Source organism: Pseudoduganella sp. OTU4001 (genome assembly GCF_038440195.1).
GTDB lineage: Bacteria > Pseudomonadota > Gammaproteobacteria > Burkholderiales > Burkholderiaceae_D > Rugamonas.
In genome coordinates this window covers 1-719 of the sequence record NZ_JASATG010000074.1, presented here as the reverse complement: position 1 = coordinate 719, position 719 = coordinate 1, and the positions used below count along the sequence as shown (strand labels likewise).

The window sequence follows — 719 nt, the reverse complement described above, 5'->3', positions numbered from 1 at the left end:
ATGCCGGTGCGTACCGGTTCCCTGACTGCCAACGGCTGCCAGGGCACGTACTCGGCCATCGCCGCCGGCATCACCTGGGCCGCCGACCACGGCGCCCGTATCGCCAACGCCAGCTACGCCTACCTGCCAAGCAGCGCGGCCGTGATCAGCGCCTCGAACTACATGAAGAGCAAGGGCGGCCTGGTGTTCGTCGGCGCCGGCAACTACAACCGCGATGAAGGCTTCACCCCGACCGATTCCATGATCGCCGTGTCGGCCACCGACACCGTGGACGGCAAGGCCAGCTTCTCCAGCTACGGCGCCTTCGTCCAGCTGTCGGCCCCAGGCACCAACATCTACACCACCACCCGTGGCGGCGGCTACGGCATGAATGCCGGCACCTCGTTCTCCAGCCCGGTAGCTGCTGCAGTCGGCGCGCTGGTGATGGCTGCCAACCCATCGCTGACCAATACCCAGGTCCAAAACATCCTGTTCACCACCGCCACCGACCTGGGCGCGGCCGGCCGTGACATCTACTTCGGCTACGGCCGTGTGAACGCTGCTGCCGCCGTGGCTGCCGCCAAGGCCATGCCGGTTGCCGACACCACCGCACCAACCGTCTCGATCGCCAACCTGACCAGCGGCAGCACCGTTTCCGGCCTGGTCTCGGTCAGCGTGAACGCTGCTGACAATGTGGGCGTGTCCCGCGTTGAACTGAAAGTGAACGGCACCGTGGTCGC

Annotated in this window: 1 protein-coding gene; it reads left to right on the top strand. The window is 66.5% G+C overall.

The window, feature by feature from the left end; genetic code table 11:
- Nucleotides 1–719, top strand: a 719-nt coding sequence (locus AAHE99_RS26680) for a S8 family serine peptidase (RefSeq protein ID WP_342120988.1), incomplete at both ends; no start/stop codon positions are given.